This window comes from Sorangium sp. So ce327 (genome assembly GCF_051530205.1).
GTDB classification, from domain to species: domain Bacteria; phylum Myxococcota_A; class Polyangia; order Polyangiales; family Polyangiaceae; genus Sorangium; species Sorangium cellulosum_B.
In genome coordinates this window covers 1,622,316-1,641,857 of record NZ_CP150330.1, presented here as the reverse complement: position 1 = coordinate 1,641,857, position 19,542 = coordinate 1,622,316, and the positions used below count along the sequence as shown (strand labels likewise).

Here is a 19,542-nt window from a genome sequence, read left to right as displayed (position 1 = left end):
CACGGCTTGATCGCCTGTGTCTAGATCACACTCGGGCATGAAGGCGAATCGTACGGGCCTAAAAAGGAAGGACTCCCGCGGTTCTTTTCATTCACGCTTCCCGCTCCCTGCGCCGCTGATTCTCAGCATCTCTATTTTTCTTCTCGTCTGTTGTTCTGCCCCTCTGCTCCCCTGCCCCGCTCCTGCCGTGATTCCGTGATTCCTTGATTCCGTGCGAGACCGCCGTGTGTTGTGGCAGGATGCGTGCATGAGCCAGCCGCTGCTCGTACCCGCCATCCGCCGCGCCGCCGAGGCGGACCTGCCGGCGATCGTCCATCTCTTCTCGATCCCGGACGAGGGCAACGCGAAGACGGACCACCCCGGCCCGCCGCTCGATCCGCGCTACCGCGAGGCGCTCGCCGCCATCGCGGAAGATCCGAACAACGCGCTGCTCGTCGCGGAGGTCGAGGGGCGCGTCGCCGGCGCGTTCCACCTGACCATCATCCAGTACGTGGCGAACCGCGGAGCACGGGTGGCGCAGATCGAGAACGTCATCGTGGACCCGAGCCTGCGAGGCCGCGGGGTCGGCGAGGCGATGATGCGATGGGCCATCGACGAGGCGCGGCGGCGGGGGTGTTTCCGGGTGCAGCTCACCTCGAACAAGGCGCGGCGGCGGGCGCACCGCTTCTACGAGCGGCTCGGCTTCGTGGCGAGCCACGAGGGGATGAAGCTGAAGCTGTAGACACGAGCAGCCGCGCGGCCAGCGGGATCGCCACGGCGCGGGAAGCGCCGCCTCAGCGGCCGCTCACGAGGAGCGGCTCCCCCTCGGCCCCGAGCAGCGACAGCGGGAAGACCTGCGCTCCGGCCAGCACGTCGCGGCAATAGAGCTCCACGTCGGGGCCGCGCAGCGGCAAGGCCGCGAGCTCCTCCAGCGTGACCCAGCGCGCCTCGAGCGAGTGCTCGTCCGGCTGGCTCTTCGGGGGCGTGGCGTCCCGAGGGCGCGCGAGGAAGATCACCCGGAAGCGCGCCTGCCAGGGGCCCGGGCTGTGCTCGATGCGCAGGATGCCCTCCAGCTCCACCGGGACGCCGGTCTCCTCGAGCGCCTCGCGCCGTGCCCCCTCCGCGAACGTCTCCCCGGGTTCGACGCGGCCCGCCGGCAGATACCAGCGCTGGTCGTGCTTGCGCTCGTGCACGAGGAGGAACCGGTTCCGGTGCCTCACCAGCACCACAGCGATGCACCAGGTCGGGATGGCCGTGCGGGACATGATCGAACCTACGACAGCTTATCCGGGGGCGCCGCTCGCCAGAAGGGAGAACGCGAGGATCACCCCGGCGCCGCGCCAGCCGGAGCCGCAGGCGCCGCGGGCTCGCTCGGCACCGCGAACGCGGCGATGGTGAGCACCGCCATGAGGGCGCCGAACACGAGGAGCCCCATGAACAAGGCGATCCCGGCGTGCAGCGCCACGGTGGCGACGACCCAGGGCAGCCGCGTGCGGCGCGGCCAGATCAGGAAGCCATAGCCGATCTCCACGAGCAGCACCGTCCACCCGGCGACCGCCGCGAGCCAGGGGGCACCGGCGAGCCACGAGAGGTCGAACTGCCGGTATTCGGGCAACATGACCGAACGCCAGATCGCCTCGCCGTCCCACCACGGCTCGCCCGCTGCCTTTCCCAGCCCGCTGACGAGGTAGGCGAACGAGAGGTGCAGCTGCACAACGCGCAACCCGAGCCGGGCTGCCGGCGTGGGCCCTCCCCGCGCGCGCCCGAGCCGGCGATCCATGGAGAAGGCGGCCTCCGAAGGCATCCAGAGGAGATAGAAGAGAAAGATGCTGGCGAAGCTGTCCACGCCATAGACGGTGGAGCTCGCGGTCGTCACCAGCATCAGGTGGGTGAGCCACGCCAGGAAGGCCGCGGCCCTCGTGCACCAACCGACCAGGAGCGCGGCGAGGGCAACCACGTAGATCACCCCCGTGCCCAGGATGACCGGATCCTCCCCGATCCCGAGCGGGGCAAGGAGCTCCACCGCCCAGCCGATGCGTGGAAGATCGGTCCTCGCGAACACGTCGCGCAGAGGCCCCTGGAGGATCCCGGACCGGCCGTAGAGCTCGAAGAGCGCGGGCGCGACGAGCGCCGCTTGAAGCAAGAGCACGGCCGCGAGCCCGACGCGGAGGGCCGCGAGCGGCGCCGCGGAGGCCGGCGCCAGCGCGAAGCGCTCGATCGCGCCGAGGACCCGCGCGGGCTCGCCGCCCGCGGCCACCCCGCGGAGGCCGATCGAAGGGTCCTTCACCGCGCACCCCCGCTCGCCTCTCGAGAGGTCCGGAGCTTCGAGCGGATCATGAACTTCGCCTCGTACTGCAGGTTCCAGCCGGACCGCTTCCCCTCCCGGTACTCCCGCATCGACGGCAGATCGCACGTCTCCAGTCGGACGAGGATGCTCTCGGCCGCGGGGTGTCTCGCCAGCACCTTGCCCGCCCACGAGGCGGCGATCGAGCGCTGGATCGTCGGATCCTCCACGCTCAAGAAAGGCGTGATGAGGTTCAGTATCCGGATCTCCGTCTCGCGGCTGGCGCCCGACTCGAGCGCGTCGGTGAGGGTCGCGCCGCCGGCACCCGAGACGTGAAATCTGGCCCTGGGCAGCGGGGTGATGCTGTCCGCGAAGAAGGCATAGCCGCTCTCGGCCCCGGAGAGCGCGCCGTAAACCGCGAGCGCCCGCGCAAGCCGACCGTCTCCCTCGGGATGGATCTGGAGAGCCCCCATGACGACGAGGCCCAGATGGCCCACGACGGCGACCAGGGCTGCGGCGTGACTCCGGCTGTTCCGCTTTCCCTCCATGCAGCTCCCTCCGGGTGTGCCCGCCTGCGAGCGCCCGCGAACCTGACTGACGAGAGCGAGACGGGGAGAGGGCCGCCCGTCCCGCTCTCCTGCCGCGGCGCCGGCGCCCTCAGCGATCCGTCCTGTCCCCTCTCGGGCGTCCGCCGGCCGAGGGTGCGAAGCCCCCCATCGGACCGCCGCCGGTCATGTCACCGCCAGTGCCCGTACCAGAGACCATGCCAATGACCGTGCCAGTGACCATGCCAATGACCATGCCCGTGCCAATGACCGTGCCCGTGCCAATGACCGTGCCAGTACCCATGCCAGGGCCTGTACCAATGACCATACCAGGACCCGTACCAGGGACCGTACCAGGGCCACTGGCGTGCAGGACGAGCGTCGGCTGCATTCGCGGCGACGGGAGCTCGTGTTTCCGCGATGAGGACGAGCTCCTCGACGGGCGTCGTGGGTGAGGCCGAGGCGAGCTGCGCTGCCCCGAGGCATGCGAGCGGCGCGGCCAGCAGGCCGATGATGTTGATGCGCTTCATGTCCATCCCCCCGTGTGACGGCTGCTCATGACGAGCGCGAACGGCCGAGTGTCCTCAACACCCATGCAAGCCGCACGCCCCGGCTGCATCCGGCGGACGGTCGTCGCTTCCCCGATCTCGGGGTGACAATCACGATAAAGCGGAGCTCACGCACCTCGCCCGGCGCGCGGCTCGACGCCGACCGGCGACGGCAGATTCGGCGCTATTGCTGCGCTATTCCTGCGCTATTCCTGCCAGAGAACCCCGAGCTCGATCTCCACGGCGTCGAACGGCGCCGCGCGCAGGGTGACGTCACCCTCCCACGCGCCCACGCGCGCGAACCGCCCACCGTCGATGCGGTAGACCTCCAGGAGCCGGAGCCGTGGGTCGATCAGCCAGTAGTGGGCCACGAGCTCGCGCGCGTAGATCTCCATCTTGTCGCGGCGATCGAGCGCCTCGGTGGACGGCGAGATCACCTCGCACACCCAGTCGGGCGCGAGGAAGATCGCCGCGTTCCGCATCGGGATCTGCGGCATCCGGTCGCGGCGCCACGCGGCGATGTCAGGGATCACGATGTCCGGATCGGTGCCGAGGTGCAGCTCGGGCTCGACCAGCAGCGCCCACCGGCCAGGCCCCTTGATGCCCCGACGAAATGGCAGGTACAGCTCGCCCGCGAGCACCGACGTCACGTTGCGGGAGGACACGGAGGGCCGCGGCGTCGCGTGGAGGACGCCGTTCAGGACCTCCGCCACCTGATTCGGCGGCGTGTCAAGCACATCCTGGTACGTGGCGCGACGGGCGCAGTCAGACATGGTCGGATGTTAGCATGCACGCCGCGCGCGGCGGCTCGCCCGGCGAAAATCCGTGAGCAGCCCCCCTCCGATCGCCGCGGGTTCGTTGTAGATTCCGCCGCCATGAGCGAAGCAGCCCCCTCCCCCACGCAACGCCCCCGTCCGCTCGTCCTCTGCATCCTCGATGGATTCGGCGAGCGCGAAGAAAAGGACCAGAACGCGATCGCCCTCGCCGCGATGCCGAACCTCGACGCGATCAAGCGCGACTCCGAGAAGACGCTGATCGGGACGAGCGGCCCGGACGTCGGGCTCCCGGTGGGGCAGATGGGCAACAGCGAGGTCGGCCACCTGAACTTCGGCGCGGGGAGGATCGCGCTGATGGACATCTCGCGCATCGACGTCGCGATCGCCGAGAACAAGCTCGGCTCGAACGAGATCATCGACCGGACGTTCCGGATCGCGCAGGACCGCAAGTGCCGGGTGCACCTCTTCGGGCTCGTCTCCGACGGCGGCGTCCACTCGTCGCTCGACCACTTCCTCGCGCTGATCAAGCTCGCGAAGTTCCACGAGGTGCCCCTCGTGCTGCACGCGTTCCTCGACGGCCGCGACACGCCGCCGAAGAGCGCGTGGGGCTACGTCGAGAAGATCGAGGAGGCGCTCCAGGGCGTCGGCGTCATCGGCACCATCTCGGGCCGGTACTACGCCATGGACCGCGACAAGCGCTGGGACCGCGTCATGAAGGCATTCGCCGCGATCGTGCGCGGCGACGCGCCGCGGGCCGACACGGCGTTCGACGCGATCCAGCAGTCGTACGCGGCCGGGAAGACGGACGAGTTCGTCGAGCCCATCCGCATCGGCGACTACAGCGGCATCAAGGGCGACTTCGTGGCCGACTTCGCCTCGCAGGAGCCCCGCTGGGAGTGGCAGGGAGAAGAGGTCGGCCTCTCCGTCAACTTCAGGCCTGACCGGATGCGCGAGATCTCGGCGATGCTCACGCGGCGGAACCTGCCGGACGAGGTGCTGGAGCTCCTCTCGGACCGGGGCAAGCCGGTCTTCGCCTTCCAGGAGCACTGTTACAGCGGCATGACCGAGTACGACGCGGCGCTGAAGCTGCCGGTCGCGTTCCCGAAGGACGAGGTGACCGAGTCGTTCCCCGAGGTGATCGCCCGCGCCGGGCTCACGCAGCTCCGGTGCGCGGAGACCGAGAAGTACGCGCACGTCACGTACTTCTTCAACGGCGGCCGCGAGGAGACGTTCCCGGGCGAGGACAGGAAGCTCGTGCCCTCGCCGCGCGACGTCGCCACCTACGACAAGAAGCCGGAGATGAGCGCGGCGGGCGTCGCGAACGAGGTCGTGACCGCGATCAAGAGCGGCAAGTACGACTTCATCCTGGTGAACTTCGCGAACCCGGACATGGTCGGGCACACCGGCATCCTCGAGGCCGCCATCCACGCCAACGAGGCGGTCGACAAGGGGCTCGGCGCCATCGGGGACGCCGTGCGCGAGGCCGGCGGCGCGCTGATCATCACCGCGGACCACGGCAACTGCGAGCAGATGAAGGACGAGCACGGCAACCCGCACACCGCCCACACGCTCAACCCGGTGCCGCTCTACTACCTGAACCAGAACGACCCCGGCATCGTGCTCCGGTCCGGCGGCCGCATCTGCGACGTGGCGCCGACGATGCTCGAGATCCTCGGCCTCCCGCAGCCCGCGGCGATGACGGGGCGCACGCTCCGCGTCCGACAGCGGTAAGTGGGCGCCGACCAGAGGCAGCTCGGCCCGTACATCCTGCGCGAGGCCGTCTCGTCGCGGGCGCTCACCGTGACGTACCGGGCCGAGCACGCGGGGCTCGGTCGGGCGGCGCTGATCAAGACGCTCAAGCCCACGGTGTCGGCCGCGAGCGCGTTCGCGGCCGGCCTCGAGCGCGAGGCGAAGATCCTCGCGCGCATCCGGCACCCCAACATCATCGACATCCACGACTTCCAGCGCGACGAGGACCGGATATGGCTCGTGCTGGAGCCGCTCTCGGGGCCGACGCTCGCGGCCCTGTGCGCGCGCGCTGGCCGCCTCGACGAGGGCGCCGCGGCGGCCATCGCGCTGGAGATCGCGCGCGGCCTCGGGCACGCGCACGAGCGGGGCGTCGTGCACCGCGAGCTGCGCCCCGAGCGCGTCATCGTCACGCCCGCGGGCGGCGTGAAGATCCTGGAGTTCGCGGCGGCGTCCGACGGCCGGCAACCCTCGCTGCCGGAGCCGTTCGAGGGCAGCGACACGTTCGCGCGGCCCGACTACATGGCGCCGGAGCAGATCCTCGGGGCGGAGCCCGGGCCTCAGGCGGACGTGTTCGCGCTCGGCGTTGTGCTGTTCGAGATGCTCACCGGCGTGCGCCCGTTCGACGAGCCGAAGGCGGGGCCGGAGGATGCCAATCGTACGTCGAACCACGCGTCGAACCGCGCCTCCAACCGCGCGTCGAACCGCGCGTCGGGCGCCCCCGGCGCGCCGCGCGAGCGCGACGAGGACCGGTGGGCCGAGGGCAGGGCCGTCGCGCACCGGATCCGCAACGCGCCGCCGCAGCCGCTGCGAGGGCTCGTGCCCGACGTGTCGCGCGGCCTGGAGCGCGTGGTGCTCCGGTGCCTCGAGAAAGAGCCGGAGCAGCGCTACGACAGCGGCCGCGCCGTCGCGGACGCCCTGGCCGAGGAGCTCGCGGAGCGCGGCCAACCGCAGCCGCGCGCGCTCATCACGAGGGCCCTCGCGACGGCCAAGCTCGGCGGCGACGAGCTGCCGCCCGCGCAGGCGCCCTCCGCGCGCCCCGCCGCCGAGCAGCGCAGCGCGCCGTCGCTCGCGCCCGACGTGGGCCGGCTCGTCGGCATCTTCGCCCTGGTCGTCGCGGGCGGCGCGCTCATCGAGCTCAGCCTCCGCCCGCACGACGCCGCGGAGCCGCCCAGCGCCGAGGTCAGGCAGCCCGGCGGGCGCTCGGAGGAGCGCGGCTACCTGAAGGTCCTCGCCAGGCCGTGGGCGGAGGTCGTCATCGATGGGGAGCTCATCGACGTGACGCCGATGGCGCGGGCGATCCCGCTCCAGGCCGGGCGGCACTACGTCACGTTCCGGCACCCGAACGCGCCCGAGGAGAAGCGCACGATCACCGTCTCCGAGGGGCAGACGGTCACGCTCGACGTGAGCATGCGGATCGATCGCGGCGCGATCGACGCGGGCGCGCCGCCGGTTCCGGACAGGGACGCGTCGCCCTGACGGCGACGCCGGCCGCACCTACACGGCGCCGCCCGCCTCCCCCGCGCCGTTTGCGCCCCCCGCGTCTCCCTCGCCGCTCGCGCCGCCCGCGCGGCGGCGGAGCGCCTCGAGCGCGAGGAGCGGCCGCTCCCGCTTCTCGTGCAGCTCGCCGAGGCACTGGCCGCTGCCGCGCTCGAGCGCGCGGCAGCAGTCGGGCCGCACCTCGTAGATCGAGCACAGGAAGCGGCCGTGCTCCGCGTCCAGCGTGAGCGCGGCGCAGCGGCCGTCCTCGATGCGCATGTAGCAGCGGTTGCCGATGAAGCGCGTGAACCCCCGCGCGCGATCGTCCATGCGATCGTGGTCGCAGCCGAAGACCCGGACGTACTCCGGCAGGGCCGAGAAGCAGCAGGTGCCGCACGCGGTGCACTCGGGGACGACCGCATCTCCCCCGCCGCGCGCGCCGCCTGCGCGCGGCGCGCCCGTCGCGCCCCGCTCGCCCTTGCGCGTCAGAGCCGGACCTCCACGTGCGTCCCGCGCTTCAGGTCGTCGAGCCACTTCTGCTTGGCCTTCGTCATGATCTCCGCCTGCAGCCGCTGGAGGACCTCCGGGCGAGCCGCCTCGAGCGTCGTGAAGCGGGACGGCTGGCGGCTCAGGAGCTTCATGACCACGAACGCATCGCCCGCGCGCATCGGCCCGGTCACGCCGCCCGGCTCGATCGCCATCAGCGCGGCCTCGAGCTCCGGGGCCATCACCTGGCGCTGGCCGGTCACCGCGGCCTGCGTCCCCTGCGGCGCGCGGACCCCGAGGTCGCCGCCCTCCTCGCGGGTCGCGGTGTCGTCCGAGAACTGCCCCGCGAGCGCCGCGAAATCCTCGCCGCCGCGCGCGCGCTCCGCGAGCGCCGCGGCGAGCGCGCGGCGCTCCTCGACCGCCTCGGCGCTCGAGCCGGGCAGGACGCGCAGGACGATCCACGCCGGGTGGTAGTCGCGCCGCCGGCGCTCCTCGCGCACCAGCCGATCGAAGGCCGACCGCACGTCCTGCTCGGTGATGCGCACGCGGCCCTTCACCCGGAGCTGCAGCATCTTGCCCTCGAGGATCTGCCGGCGGATCTCGTCGCGGTACTCCTGCTCGGTGAGCCCCGAGCTCGCCCGCGCCGTCCGGAACAGCTCCTCGACCGTCATCTGCTCCGCGGCCGCGATGTTCCGGAACGCGTTCTCGATCTCCTCGGAGGTCACGCGGACATTGGCCTTCTCGGCGGCCTGGCCCTCGAGCTCCTCGTCCACCATCTTCTGGAGGAGATCGCGGAAGACCTGCGATTCGGCCGCCGCCTGCTGCGCGCCCGGCGGGACCCTGGCCTGGATCTGAAGCAGGAAGGGGCGAGCCCGCTGCCGCAGATCCGAGAGCAGGATGGCGCGATCGCCGACGACGGCGACGATCCGCTCGCTCACGACCGCGTGGGCGAGCGGCGAGGCGAAGGCGGCGGCGGCGACGAGCCCGGCGAGGGCGAGGCGGAGCGGAACACGCATCGCGCGGCTCTACCACCGGGCCCCAGGCGGTTCCACGCGTTTCCGGCCCTGCGCGGCCCGGGTTGCCCCGGACTCAGCCGGAGCCGGGGTACACCGTCCGACGGGAGGCGCGTTCGCGGACGGCCTCGCGCGCGAGCGCGTCGGCGCGCTCGTTGAGCAGCACGCCGGCGTGCCCCGGCACATACACGAGGCGCGCGCGCGGCCGCGCGGCGAGCGCGCCGCGCAGCGAGGCGATGAGCTCGGCGTTCGCCTTCGCCTTCCACCCCTTCTGGAGCACACCGATCGAGTACTGGCTGTCCGTGTGGATGACGATGGGCCGCCCCGGCTCGTCCACCTCCTCGAGCGAGCGGAGGATGGCCGTCAGCTCGGCGATGTTGTTGGTCGCGGTGCCGAGGAACTCGCTGCGCTCGATCCGCCGGCCGCCGTCGATGACCACCACGCCGAGCCCCGCGGGCCCCGGGTTCCCCGAGCACGCGCCGTCCGCGTAGACGATGACAGCCCCTTCCGGGACGGGCGCCGCACCGGCCTCCCCCCGCGCCGGCGCCTTGCGCTGCGCGCGCCCGGCCGGCGCCGGGGCGGCCGCGCCCCCCTCGGGCTGCTCGCCGGCGCGCGCCTTCACGACCGCCTCCGCGGGCCCACAGGTGTCGTCGGGCAACACCTTCGGGTCGACCACGGTCAGGTTGTCGGCGCGCGCCTTGTACCTGCGGCCGTCGTGCGGCTTGTAGCGGATCTCGACGCCGCCGCCCTCCTCCGCGACCAGGGCGCCGGCGGCGTCGGCGCGAGCATAGACGGTTTGACCTCGAAGCGATGCGCGGACCCAGGGCACGAGCGCACACTGGCATGGATCGAAGGCCGCCGGTACGGGAGACCACGCCAGGCGAGCCCGGCCTATCGCGCCGGCCGGGCGCGGCCGCGCCTGCCCTCGGCGCAGCCCTCGCGGCGCGCAAGGCGGACAGCGACGCTGGCGGCGCGCGCGGCCGCGCCGCCCTGCGATCACGGGTCGATGCAGAGCGCGAGCGACCACGCGGTCAGCGTACCGGAGTCGGACCCGGCGTCGTCCCCGACCCGGAGCGTCCACGTGCCGTTCGCCGGCCCCGAGAGGAAGGCCGCGAACGACGACTCCGGGCGGAAGCAGCCGCGGAACGGCGCCATCGCCCCCGTGACCGCGCTCGCGCAGCCCATGTCGAAGACGGTCCTCCGGTAGTTGTCGCCGGAGCCGCCGTTGTCGCTCGACACATCGACCGTCGCGCCAGCCGGAGAGGTGAGCGAGATATCGAGATCTCCGTCGAACGAATGCGCGATGTCGAGCTCGAGCGTCACGCGCCGGATCGCGCCCCTCGAGACGACAGGGAGGACGCTGGCAGCGACCGCGCGATCCGTGACGGTCTTGGGGATGTCCGTGGACGACTGCACCCACAGCACCTGCCCGGGCGAGCACGCGCCGACGGCAGCGTCGCAGCCGAGCGCGCAGTCCGGGTCGGCGCAGTCCGTCTCGCCGTCGAGGTCATCGTCCGCCGCGTCGCCGCAGTTGCGCTCCTTGGCGTACGTGCACACGCTCGGCGTGCCCCGGCAGGTGTACCGCGCTTCGACCATGCAGCCCGCGCTGCAGCCGTCGCCGCTCGACGTGTTGGCGTCGTCGCAGCCCTCGACGCCGTCCCGCACGAAGCCGTCGCCGCACCTCGCGGCGCGGCAGGTGATAGGGCAGCCGTCGGCGCTGTCGGCGTCGCCGTCGTCGCACTCCTCGCCGGCCTGGATCGCGCCGTCGCCGCAGCCGTCGAGCAGGCACCCTGGGCTGCACCCGTCGCCCGCGCTCCGGTTCCCGTCGTCGCACGCCTCGACGCCGGCGCGGACGAACCCGTCCCCGCACACGGCGCGCGCGCAGCCCGTCGGGCAGGCGTCGGTGTTGCTCGCGTTTCCGTCGTCGCACGCCTCGACGCCGGCGCGGACGAACCCGTCCCCGCACGAGGCGGCGACGCACGTGGTGAGGCACGCGTCCGTGGTGCTCGTATTGCCGTCATCACACGCCTCCGCGGCGGCGTTGACCACGCCGTCGCCGCAGACCGGCGCGGCGCAGGTGCCTGCCGCGCTGCACACGTGGCTCAGGCAATCGCGCCCGACGGCGCAGCGCATTCCGGCGGCGCACCCGACGCACGCGGGGCCGCCGCAGTCGATATCGGTCTCCGCCCCGTTCCGGGCGATGTCGGTGCACGACGGGAGGCACGTCGTCCCTGAACAGCGGCCGCCCAGGCAATCGCCGTCCGCGGCGCACGCCTTGCCGGTGGCGCAAGGCGAGCACGCCGGTCCGCCGCAGTCGACGTCGGTCTCCGCCCCGTTCGTCGCGCCGTCGGCGCACGACGACGCGCGGCACCTGCCGTCCGCGCAGATCCCGCTCCGGCAGTCCGCGCCGGCGAGGCAGGCCTCGAGATCCGCGCACGGCACGCACTCCGAGCCGCCGCAGTCGACGCCGGTCTCGGCGCCGTTCATCGCGCCATCGCCGCAATCTGGCGCGACACAGCTGTTCTCGACGCAGATGTTGCTCAGGCAATCGCCAGCGACGAGACACTCGACACAAGCGCCGTTCCCATCGCAATAGCGCGCTCCGGTCGCGTCGGGTCCGCCGCACTCCGTGGTCGCCGGCGCCGGAAGGTTCTTCGGCGCCCCGGCGACGCACACGTCGGCCGAGCACGGGTCTCCGTCGGAGAAGGCGTCTTGGTCGTCGTCGAGCTCGATCACGGCGCCATGCCCATCGCAAACGCGCGCCTTGCAGTCGCCCAGCACCTGCTCGCCCACGGGCTTTCCCCGCGGCGCGTCGTCGAGGGCGCACCGGCCGCCTTCGCAGGTGCGCAGCCGACACGCGCCGTCGACCCCGGGGCAGTCCGCGGCCGTGACGCAAGGCGCTCCGTCCCCTCCGCCCCCGCCGCCTCCGCCGTCCTCGCTGCCTCCGCCGTTCCCGCCGTTCCCGCCGCCGCCGGCCTCCGGCCCCGGCGCCTGCCGGGGACGATCGCAGTCGACCGCGGTCAAAGCAGCAGCGATGACGAGCGGCGACAGAACCTTCGTGAACGGAGCGCTTCTGAAGAGGTCCGCTCGCACTGACACCTCGATTCCTCCGCTTCTGGCGGGAACGGCGACGTCCCTTCAAGGCTCGATCCGAGCCTGACGGACGCGCAGGCGGTCGATCATCGGCGCACTAGACTGATATGGAATCGAGAGGACGCCAGCAGCCAAACGGATCGGGAGAGCCCCTATTGCGACGCGCGGCGCTCGCAGCGCGCCGGGCCCTCGACCGCGCCATGGCGGCGGGCAGCTCGCCGCCGCGTACGCCTCCCGGCCGCCGCATGAGCTCCCACCGGACTCGATCCATGCAGGCGTAGGCGGGGGGCGAGCTTCCCGACGCCGTACGGCGAGCGGTCTACGGCCCCGCGCAGCCGTGATGTTCGTCCCGGGGCTCGGGACGCGAAGAGTTGGCCGTCGCGAGCTGCGCATACAGCGCGGCGTACTCCGCCATGATCGTCCTGCTGGCATAACGGCGCACGGCGCGCCGGCGCGCGGCCTCGCCGAGCTGCGCCCGCAGGGAAAGGTCGTCGCGCAGGGATCGGAGCGCGCCCCGCAGCGCGTCCTCGTCTCTCGGCGCCACCAGGAGCGCCACCCGACGGCCCTCGCCCTGGATCACCTCCGGCACCGCGCCGACCGGCGTGACGACGCAGGGCAGGCCGCTGGCCATGGCCTCCAGCAACGCGTTGGGCAGCCCCTCGCCATGGCTCGGCAGGCAGAAGACGTCCGCGTCGCGGTAGACAGCGGGCATCGCGTCTTCGGGCACCTCGCCGAGCAGGCTCAGGCGGCCTTGCCGATCGAGCTCCGCGAGCGCCTCGTCGAGGCGGCGGGACGGGCCGGCAGCGCCGCTTGCGTCGCGAGGCCCCGCCAGCGCGAGGGTCAGGCCCTCGACCGCCAGCACGGCCCGCGCGAGCTCCAGGACCCCCTTCTGCGGCGTGACGAGCCCCGCGAAGAGCACCCGCAGCGGCTGGCCGGGCGAGCGCGGCGCGGCAGCGGGGTGGAAGCCGCCGGTGTCGACCGGGTTGGCGATCCGGAGGACGCGGCCCCCTGGAACCAGGGCCTGCACGTAACACCGCAGCTCCTCCGAGAGCGTGATGACGGCTGCGGCGCGGCCCAGCACGGCGCGCACGGCCTGCCGAGCCGGCCACGGCAGGGCCCGATGCCAGGCGATGATCTGCGGCGACAGGCGCAGGTGGAGCACGGCCGGCACCGCCGCGCGACGGCACAGCTCCACCGCGAGGCCGTCGCGCGCGGTCGCCCAGAACAGGGTGGTGCACAGATGAACGACATCCGGCCGGCGTCGCGCGAGCAGCCGGTGAAGCGCAGCCAGCGCCTCGCCCGCGCGGACCACGCGCGCGGGGCGAAGCCTGCTCGTCGGATCGGTCGAGGCGCCTCGGGGCGAGGTGTCGATGACGTCCGCCTCGATGCCCGCCGCTGCCGCCGCGTCGAGGTAGTTCCGCATCCACCGCGTGATTCCGCCGGCGGGCGGCGGGAGGGGGCCCCAGAGCGCGACGCGCATGTCCCTAGAAGCGCGCGTCGGCCTCGATCTGGGCCCAGCGCTCGCGGAACCACCCCACGGTGCGCGCGAGCCCCTCGCGCAGGCCCGTCTGCGCCTCGAAGCCGAGGAGGCGACGGGCCTTGTCGGTGGACGCGACCCGACGGCGCTGCGTATCCCACGACCGGCGCCCGACGAACCGGACGCCGGCGCGGTTGCCCGTCAACTCGTTGATGGCTCTCGCGACGTCGAGGATGGCGATCTCCTCGCCCGACGCCAGGTTGAACGCCTCGCCCGAGGCGGACGCCGCGGTGCCCGCGCGGAGAAATCCATCGACGATGTCACCCACGTAGGTGAACGAGCGGGTCTCCTCTCCCGTCCCGGTGATCGGCAGCGCCTCGCCGCGCAGGGCCCAGTAGATGAAGTTGGGGATCACATTGCGGTATCGGCCAGGGACCTCGCCCGGACCATACGAGTTGAAGGGGCGGATCCGCACGGTGCTCAGCCCGTCGTGGCCGGCCGGATGACCGCAGAAATAATTGCAATAGAGCTCGCCGAGCAGCTTGGTGGCCTGGTAAGGCGTGTGGACGTCGAGCGCGAGGTGCTCCTCGTGGACGGGCCGCGGCGGGTCGCTGCCGTAGGGCGCGCACCCGGACGAGGCGAAGACGACGCGCTGCGCCCCGCTGCGCCGCGCGTGCTGCAGCACCCGCAATGTGCCGAGGCCGTTGACCTCGAGATCGCGCTCCGGGTTGTCCACCGAGTTCTGGTTCGCGAACAGCGCGGCGAGGTGGAAGACGTGCGATGGCTGCTCCCGGAACACCGCCGCGAGCAAGCCGTCATCAACGACGCTCCCCTCCACGAAGCGCACGTTGCGCCGCGCCGGGACGCCCCAGCGGGAGGAGGAGGAGAGGTCGTCCACCACGATCACCTCCGCGCCCGCGTCGGCCAGGGCCGCCGTGAGCGAGCCGCCGATCGCGCCCGCCCCACCGGTCACGATGATCCGCCGGTCCTTGTACCCCTGCATGGTGCCCCCCGCTGTGCCTGTCGTCTCGCCCATGGAACGATGCTCACCGCAATGCGCCGGTGCATTGCGTCCTTAGGTACCCCCAGCCTCGCGCCGGTGCCCGAGGGCGCCGGCGTCCTCACGACGATGCTTCACCCGCTGCGCGCGCGAAGATCTCCTCATAACGACGCACGAGCGGCTCGCGCGTGAACCAGCGAAGGAAATAGAGCCGGCCGGCCTCCCCCATCGCGCGCCGCGCCTCCGGCGTCATGCCGTGAAACCGCCGCACGGCGTCCGCGAGCGCCGCCGGGTCCTCGGGCTCGCAGGCGAGCCCCGCCCCGCTATTGCGCACCAGATCCGCCGGATCCCCGCCCGCCGCGACGAGCACCGGCCTGGCGGCGGCCATGTAGGCCGGGATCTTCGAGGGGATCGTGATCTCGAAGCGCGGATCGCGCCGGAGGTGCGAGAGCACCACATCGGCCAGCGCGAAGAAATGCGGCATGCGCTCGTGGGGTTGCTGGCCGATGAAGACGACGTTCGAGAGGGCCCGCGCCGCAGCCTCGCGCCGGAGCCTGAGCGCGTCGTTCCCGTCCCCGACCATCACGAACCGCACGTCGGTGAGGTCGCGCAGCCGCTCGGCCGCGTCGAGCACGCTGGAGAGGGCCTGGGCAGGGCCCATGTTGCCGGCGAAGAGGACGACGAACCGCCCTGACAACCCGTGCTCCGCCGCGAGCTGCGGGTCGGGCTCCACCGGCCTGTAGATCCGATCGTCGGCCCAGTTCGGGATCAGGTGCACCTTGTCTGTCGAGACGCCTTTGCGGGAGAGCTCGCGCTCGAGCCCCGGGCTGATGACGGTGATCGCCGCGGCGCGCCGGAAGAGGGCGCGGTTCACGCGATCGATGCCAGCGAACACGAGCCTGTTGTCGAGCATGCCCGAGGCCGCCGCGGTCTCGGGCCAGAGGTCCTGGACCTCATAGACCCACGGTATCCGGCGGAGCGCGGCGAGCCACGAGGCGGCGATGGCGTGGCTCGGTGCGGGGTTATGGACCCAGGCGACGTCCGCCGGCCCGGAGAGGGCAGTCCCGAGCAGCGCTGTCGAGGCGGCGAAGCTCGCGTAGTTGAGCGTCCGCCGCACGCGCGATCGGCTGTGATCAGGGTAGCTCGGGAGGCGTATCACCCTGGTGCCGCTCGCGTGCTCCACGTCCCAGAGGCGCTGTCGGTACCCTGGATAAGTGCGGCCATGCGGGTAGCTCGGGAACGCGGTCACCACCATCACCTGGTGCCCGCGCTCGGCCAGCGCCTCTGCGAGCAGATGGGGGCGCGCGATCGGCTCGGGGTGATACCACTGCGACAGGAGGAGTATCTTCACTCACCGCGCTTCGATGCACCGGCGCTCGCGGGCATTCATGGGATTCGGCGGGGGCGGCGCCGGAGCGTCGCCGCCGGGCACGACGGCCGGCGCTCGCCTCGATGGGACGGGCGGCCATCACGCCTCGACAGCATTGCAGGGGCGCGACGATCCTGGACGGCTGGCCGTCCCCCCTGGCGACGCGAGCCGGCGCCCGGCGCGGATGGCCGATCCGCGGCCTGCTTGCGACCGCACGGCGGTGCGTCCGGGCGGCCGCCACCTTCGGTCAGGCGGAAGGGCAAGCGTGCGCTCAGGCCCTGGCCGGCGCCACCTCTGGAGGGGCTTGAACCTGGCGATGACTCCAACGTCGCCACGACGCTGGGGTCGGTCGTGCTCGCGCGCAGTAGGCTTCACGATTGACGCCCGGTTCCCGGTTCCGTACCTCCGTACGCGCTGGTCCGAAATACGCTCCCGGAGGGGTTCGTCATGTCGAAGAACATCCTGGCAAAAGCCGGCGCCTTGCTGCTTGTCGTCGCCTTCGGCGCGCTGATGGTCCCAGCCTGCACCATCCACCTCAGGCAAGGAGGCGAGGGCGGAGCCGAGGACACCGAGCCCGCACCCGACGACACGCTGCCCACGCCCGACGACCCGCAGACCACGCCGGCGGGCGGCGGCGCAGAGGGGAGCGGCGGATTCACGCCCGAGGAGCAAGAAGCGATCGAGGCGGCGCGAAGAGCAGACCCGGTAGCGCTCGCGCTCACCCAGGCGAAATCTGCCTACGCGGCGTACGCCCTCAGCGGACTGACCGAATCCCAGATCGTCGACCCTGAACTCATCGACGAAGAAACGCTGCTGCGCCTCATCGAGGAGAACGCGCCGCTCGCCTGGGACCTCGCGGAGCAATGGATCACCTCGCTGGATCCGACGACGCTCTCGTACGGGTACCCGGTCAACGTCGCATGCATGGACCCGCCGTTCTTGTGCAACTCCAACGTCGCGTGCGACTTCGCAAAGGTCTGCATCCTCGACAACTGCGGAGACGGCAAGTGCAAGCCATGCCCTGACACATGGGGCCTCGGAAACCTCATTACCAGCGGGTGGTGCACGTATACCTGTTACATCGGGAACGACGGTGACATCGTCGGCGCGGCGATCACGTTTCGACCCAGGATCGGCGGCCACATCGTCCCATGGGTCAAGCTCTGCAGGGCGAACTAGGAAGGTGGAGGGTCTGGCCATGGATGAGTCGATCGGAGCCCAGGCGCAGTCCGAAGAATGGGCTCAGTGCATGGTGCAGATGGTGAATTACGCAGGCGCGCTCGCGGCGCCGCGGGCGGCACAGAGCCTCGGTGCCACGCCGAGCCGGGAGGAGCTCCTCGGGCTTCTCGATCGGTTCATCGCGCTGAACGGTGAGGAATCGCGGGTGACGATCGGGGACGGGAGGCCGATCCATGAGGTCACTGCACAAGCGCGAACGCTCCGCGCCCTGTGCGAGACGTGGACGCCGTCGCCCGAGGTCCCGGCCGCGATCCAGCAAGCCGCGCGGAGGCTGCTCGCCGCGTTCGGCTTCCCCGAGCCGCCCGAGGGCTGGGACGAGCTCGAAGCCCCGCCGGAGATGCCGCCCGAGCCCGAGGCCCCGGACTCCCGCCCGCCCCCGACCGAGGCGGAGCTGGCGGCGCGACCGCACCCGTTTAGCTTCGGCGTGGCCATCGGGTGGTGCCAGTATCTCGGGTCACCCAGGATGGTCGCGAAGATCCCGCCCGCGGATCTCCGGTTCCCCGCGCTCGGTCACCTCGACAACATGCTGGCTTTGTTCCGGACCGCGCGCAGCAAGAACGCTGAAGGACGCGCGTATTTTGCCACGCTGATTCAACGTCTTGAGATCTTGCGTGCGCTCTGCGAGGCGTGGGACGGCGCCGAGGCGCCGCCCGCGCGCGCGCAAGAGGTGGCGCGCGCGGTGCACATGCAGCTCCAGCACAAGAGCGATCCACGCGAATACGACGAGTTCGAGGAAGACGTCGACCCGGTCTATTTGACGATCCCCAAGGTCCGGAGCGAGTAGGTACCGGAGGATACCCGGCGAGCCCAGGAGGGCGGCGCCCGTCGAGCAAATCTCCGCCGCGTCGAACGGATTGCCTCCGGCACCGACCTCCACGTAGTTTACCCGGCTGGGTCGCGCCGGTCGACGGCGCGCGACCTTGTCAAGGAGGTCGGTTCATGCCCAAGCAACCTGTGCAAGACCCCACGGACGTCGATCTGCTCTCGGCCGCCCAGATCGAGGAGCGCGTCGAGAAGACGCGCCAGCACATCGAGGCCATCCAGGCGCTCTGGCCTGGTCTCGAGCGGCTCGAAGAGGGCCGGCGCAGGCGCAGCGTCGGCCGCAGCCTCGGCGTGCTGGGGCCTCCGCTCGCCAAGCTGTTCGCGCTCTTGCGCCCCAAGGACGGCAAGGACAGCCCGCTCGCGAGATCGTTCCACGTGCTCGGGGACCAGGACGACGGTGATGACCCCGAGCGGTTCGAGGTGGAGTTGCTCGAGCGGCGCCTGAAGCGCGCCCTGGCCCAGCAGAAGGTCGCCGACGCGCTCGAGGACCTGGCGCGCCACCTCGACGACGACGTCCTCGCCACCGCCGAGACCGTCATCGGCCCCGGCCTCGCCGCGCTCGACCTGGCGCGCACGATCGCCCGCCAAAACGCGACCTTCCGCGCCATCCTGGCGCCGGTCCTCGACGACTTCCGCGCCATGACCAAGCAGGCGCGCAAGGGGAAGAAGCCCGAGGCGTCGAAGGACGCGCCACCCAAGCCCGAGGCGCCCAGGCCCGAGCCGTCCTGAGGGCGCCGCGGGCTCGCCCGGGCGGGCCCCACCGCCGCCGGGCCAGGTGTCTGCCACGGCTCCGGCGGGGGCCATCCCCGGCGACGCTGCCAGCGCATCAACCGTCGTAGCGCGCCGATGTGAATGGAAGACCGCCCGACCGAAGCGTCCTGCCGCGCGCCTGAACCCAGCTATTCAGCAAAAGATGCCGCGCTACCGGCAGGCGCAGCAATACGCTCGCTGCGGCGTGTCGCTCTCGCCTTCAACGCTGGGGGACTGATCGGCCTTCGCGCTCGATGTGCTCGTGCTCATGTGTGGTTGACATCCTCTCAGCCTGTCATCATTGAGTCGCGAACCCCGACGAACGAGCAGAAAGCCAATCGTCGACAGCCGACGGATTGTCTATCTCGGTGAACGTAGGCTCCCAGGAAAAACCGGTGGGAGCCCCTTCCCCCAGTTGATTGAACCCCAACCGATATTGACAACCAGCGACAACCGACACCTCCGTCTCGTAGATCCCTGACGACAGCGTAACGTTTTGCATTCGATCGAACAACGCTATCCTGAGCTTGTGCGTGCCGGGAAGCGTCTCCATGAAGGAGCCCTCCCCCAGCCAATGCCCATCCAGCGTGCTGACGTAGACTTGCGGCGCGAACGTCACCACGGCGACCTCCGCCGGTGGCCGGATCGGGCCTTGATAATAGCGGGCCACGACAGTGCCCGTGGCGCACCCCAGCGAGAGGAGCGCGAGCGCGAGCGTCGCGAGCAGGAGAGACCGAACCGGCATGGAGAGCATACGGCCTCATCGCTCCCTGCAGCGGCAAAGTCAACCGGGCAGTCGCACGCGCAGCGCCGCGACGCCACCCGCGCGCGCCGAGCCGCGTGACCCGCGTCCTCGCTCTGGACGCGCATCCTCGCCCTCCGGCTCAGCGAGACGCCAGCAGCGGCCCGTCGACCCCAGGCCGACATTCCTTCACT

The 19,542-nt window shown here is 71.7% G+C and carries 18 protein-coding genes; 6 read left to right on the top strand and 12 right to left on the bottom strand.

What is annotated here, in order from left to right:
- Nucleotides 1-247 precede the first annotated feature (247 nt).
- Nucleotides 248-721 (top strand): N-acetyltransferase family protein, encoded by a 474-nt coding sequence (locus tag WME95_RS06080; RefSeq protein WP_437907483.1) that lies wholly within the window; start codon nucleotides 248-250, stop codon nucleotides 719-721.
- Between the two features lie 52 nt (nucleotides 722-773).
- On the opposite strand, the gene WME95_RS06075 is transcribed toward WME95_RS06080, so the two are convergent.
- From WME95_RS06075 to WME95_RS06060, 4 genes are all read right to left on the bottom strand, one after another.
- On the bottom strand, nucleotides 774-1,244 hold the full coding sequence (locus WME95_RS06075) for an NUDIX domain-containing protein (protein WP_437907482.1): 471 nt from the start codon (nucleotides 1,242-1,244) through the stop codon (nucleotides 774-776).
- Between the two features lie 59 nt (nucleotides 1,245-1,303).
- Complete coding sequence (locus WME95_RS06070; RefSeq protein ID WP_437907481.1) at nucleotides 1,304-2,266, bottom strand: HTTM domain-containing protein; 963 nt, start codon at nucleotides 2,264-2,266, stop codon at nucleotides 1,304-1,306.
- Nucleotides 2,263-2,811, bottom strand: coding sequence for a hypothetical protein (locus tag WME95_RS06065; RefSeq protein WP_437907480.1), 549 nt, complete (start codon nucleotides 2,809-2,811; stop codon nucleotides 2,263-2,265). Before WME95_RS06065 ends, WME95_RS06070 begins: the two co-directional genes overlap by 4 nt.
- Before the next feature lie 751 nt (nucleotides 2,812-3,562).
- A complete protein-coding gene (locus WME95_RS06060; protein ID WP_437550064.1) occupies nucleotides 3,563-4,129 on the bottom strand; it encodes a Uma2 family endonuclease in 567 nt (188 codons plus the stop codon).
- A 102-nt stretch (nucleotides 4,130-4,231) separates the two neighbouring features.
- Here WME95_RS06060 and gpmI point away from each other — a divergent pair, with 102 nt between their 5' ends.
- Nucleotides 4,232-5,863 carry a 2,3-bisphosphoglycerate-independent phosphoglycerate mutase gene (gpmI, locus tag WME95_RS06055; protein WP_437907479.1) on the top strand — a complete coding sequence of 544 codons (1,632 nt, stop codon included), beginning with the start codon at nucleotides 4,232-4,234 and terminating at the stop codon, nucleotides 5,861-5,863.
- Nucleotides 5,864-7,357 carry a serine/threonine protein kinase gene (locus tag WME95_RS06050; RefSeq protein ID WP_437907478.1) on the top strand — a complete coding sequence of 498 codons (1,494 nt, stop codon included), beginning with the start codon at nucleotides 5,864-5,866 and terminating at the stop codon, nucleotides 7,355-7,357.
- Nucleotides 7,358-7,375: 18 nt separating this feature from the next.
- Here WME95_RS06050 and WME95_RS06045 read toward each other — a convergent pair whose 3' ends face one another.
- The 7 genes from WME95_RS06045 to WME95_RS06015 form a co-directional block, all read right to left on the bottom strand.
- A complete protein-coding gene (locus tag WME95_RS06045) occupies nucleotides 7,376-7,891 on the bottom strand; it encodes a YkgJ family cysteine cluster protein (protein ID WP_437907477.1) in 516 nt (171 codons plus the stop codon).
- A complete protein-coding gene (locus WME95_RS06040; protein WP_437550058.1) occupies nucleotides 7,843-8,859 on the bottom strand; it encodes a peptidylprolyl isomerase in 1,017 nt (338 codons plus the stop codon). The genes WME95_RS06045 and WME95_RS06040 overlap by 49 nt, the downstream gene beginning before the upstream one ends.
- A gap of 73 nt (nucleotides 8,860-8,932) precedes the next feature.
- Nucleotides 8,933-9,685: a ribonuclease HI gene (locus WME95_RS06035; protein WP_437907476.1), complete on the bottom strand. Its 753-nt coding sequence runs from the start codon at nucleotides 9,683-9,685 to the stop codon at nucleotides 8,933-8,935.
- A 167-nt stretch (nucleotides 9,686-9,852) separates the two neighbouring features.
- Entirely contained in the window at nucleotides 9,853-11,955 is a 2,103-nt protein-coding gene (locus WME95_RS06030; RefSeq protein ID WP_437907475.1) for a DUF4215 domain-containing protein, read from the bottom strand.
- A gap of 313 nt (nucleotides 11,956-12,268) precedes the next feature.
- On the bottom strand, nucleotides 12,269-13,429 hold the full coding sequence (locus tag WME95_RS06025) for a glycosyltransferase family 4 protein (RefSeq protein WP_437907474.1): 1,161 nt from the start codon (nucleotides 13,427-13,429) through the stop codon (nucleotides 12,269-12,271).
- Between the two features lie 4 nt (nucleotides 13,430-13,433).
- Entirely contained in the window at nucleotides 13,434-14,462 is a 1,029-nt protein-coding gene (locus tag WME95_RS06020; protein ID WP_437907473.1) for an NAD-dependent epimerase/dehydratase family protein, read from the bottom strand.
- An 85-nt stretch (nucleotides 14,463-14,547) separates the two neighbouring features.
- Nucleotides 14,548-15,777 (bottom strand): glycosyltransferase family 4 protein, encoded by a 1,230-nt coding sequence (locus tag WME95_RS06015; protein WP_437907472.1) that lies wholly within the window; start codon nucleotides 15,775-15,777, stop codon nucleotides 14,548-14,550.
- Between the two features lie 465 nt (nucleotides 15,778-16,242).
- Between WME95_RS06015 and WME95_RS06010 the strand changes: the two genes are divergently transcribed.
- The 3 genes from WME95_RS06010 (at nucleotide 16,243) to WME95_RS06000 (ending at nucleotide 18,585) form a co-directional block, all read left to right on the top strand.
- Entirely contained in the window at nucleotides 16,243-16,974 is a 732-nt protein-coding gene (locus tag WME95_RS06010) for a hypothetical protein (protein ID WP_437907471.1), read from the top strand.
- A 19-nt stretch (nucleotides 16,975-16,993) separates the two neighbouring features.
- Nucleotides 16,994-17,818, top strand: a complete 825-nt coding sequence (locus WME95_RS06005; protein ID WP_437907470.1) for a hypothetical protein — start codon at nucleotides 16,994-16,996, stop codon at nucleotides 17,816-17,818.
- A 155-nt stretch (nucleotides 17,819-17,973) separates the two neighbouring features.
- Nucleotides 17,974-18,585, top strand: coding sequence for a hypothetical protein (locus tag WME95_RS06000; RefSeq protein WP_437907469.1), 612 nt, complete (start codon nucleotides 17,974-17,976; stop codon nucleotides 18,583-18,585).
- Between the two features lie 319 nt (nucleotides 18,586-18,904).
- On the opposite strand, the gene WME95_RS05995 is transcribed toward WME95_RS06000, so the two are convergent.
- Nucleotides 18,905-19,360: a hypothetical protein gene (locus tag WME95_RS05995; protein ID WP_437907468.1), complete on the bottom strand. Its 456-nt coding sequence runs from the start codon at nucleotides 19,358-19,360 to the stop codon at nucleotides 18,905-18,907.
- Nucleotides 19,361-19,542: the final 182 nt, after the last annotated feature.

Coding starts and splice junctions, on each gene's coding strand:
- WME95_RS05995 (WP_437907468.1), bottom strand. CDS start 19,360: ATGCTCTCCATGCCGGTTCGGTCTCTCCTGCTCGCGACGCTCGCGCTC.
- gpmI (WP_437907479.1), top strand. CDS start 4,232: ATGAGCGAAGCAGCCCCCTCCCCCACGCAACGCCCCCGTCCGCTCGTC.
- WME95_RS06005 (WP_437907470.1), top strand. CDS start 16,994: ATGGATGAGTCGATCGGAGCCCAGGCGCAGTCCGAAGAATGGGCTCAG.
- WME95_RS06020 (WP_437907473.1), bottom strand. CDS start 14,462: ATGGGCGAGACGACAGGCACAGCGGGGGGCACCATGCAGGGGTACAAG.
- WME95_RS06075 (WP_437907482.1), bottom strand. CDS start 1,244: ATGTCCCGCACGGCCATCCCGACCTGGTGCATCGCTGTGGTGCTGGTG.
- WME95_RS06000 (WP_437907469.1), top strand. CDS start 17,974: ATGCCCAAGCAACCTGTGCAAGACCCCACGGACGTCGATCTGCTCTCG.
- WME95_RS06025 (WP_437907474.1), bottom strand. CDS start 13,429: ATGCGCGTCGCGCTCTGGGGCCCCCTCCCGCCGCCCGCCGGCGGAATC.
- WME95_RS06080 (WP_437907483.1), top strand. CDS start 248: ATGAGCCAGCCGCTGCTCGTACCCGCCATCCGCCGCGCCGCCGAGGCG.
- WME95_RS06040 (WP_437550058.1), bottom strand. CDS start 8,859: ATGCGTGTTCCGCTCCGCCTCGCCCTCGCCGGGCTCGTCGCCGCCGCC.
- WME95_RS06060 (WP_437550064.1), bottom strand. CDS start 4,129: ATGTCTGACTGCGCCCGTCGCGCCACGTACCAGGATGTGCTTGACACG.
- WME95_RS06010 (WP_437907471.1), top strand. CDS start 16,243: ATGTCGAAGAACATCCTGGCAAAAGCCGGCGCCTTGCTGCTTGTCGTC.
- WME95_RS06065 (WP_437907480.1), bottom strand. CDS start 2,811: ATGGAGGGAAAGCGGAACAGCCGGAGTCACGCCGCAGCCCTGGTCGCC.